The organism is Rothia sp. HMSC066G02 (assembly GCF_001813145.1).
Lineage (GTDB): Bacteria > Actinomycetota > Actinomycetes > Actinomycetales > Micrococcaceae > Rothia.
Map to the genome: position 1 here is coordinate 1 of NZ_KV811596.1, position 344 is coordinate 344.

Annotated in this window: 1 protein-coding gene; it reads left to right on the forward strand. The window is 58.7% G+C overall.

The annotated features are described in order from the left end of the window. A partial coding sequence (locus HMPREF2894_RS06765; RefSeq protein WP_246827026.1) for a DUF6318 family protein occupies window positions 1–344 on the forward strand: 344 nt, incomplete at both ends.

Here is a 344-nt window from a genome sequence, read left to right on the forward strand (position 1 = left end):
GGTCAGCTACTTGCTCACCAGCAAGAGTCGCGGAAGCCCCGTTTTTCTCGTCGTGCCCTCGCAATAGCAGGCGTGGGCACCCTCGGCGCTCTCATCGTCGGTCGACAGACCGGTATCCTCGCCACCAATGAGGAAAAGCACGAAGCGCGCCTTTTCAAGCGGGATAAGGTACTGGCTTCCCTTGAGCCGACTGAGAAGTTTGATGGGCTTGCCAAACAGGGTGATTCAACTGGTCTGCTTGTCTACACCGCCTACGAGCGCAACGGCAGGTACGTGCCTGCTACCGAAGAGCGCGCCGCTCAGAATGTGCCGTACCCCGTTCTGCAGCCGGGAATGAATGAGTA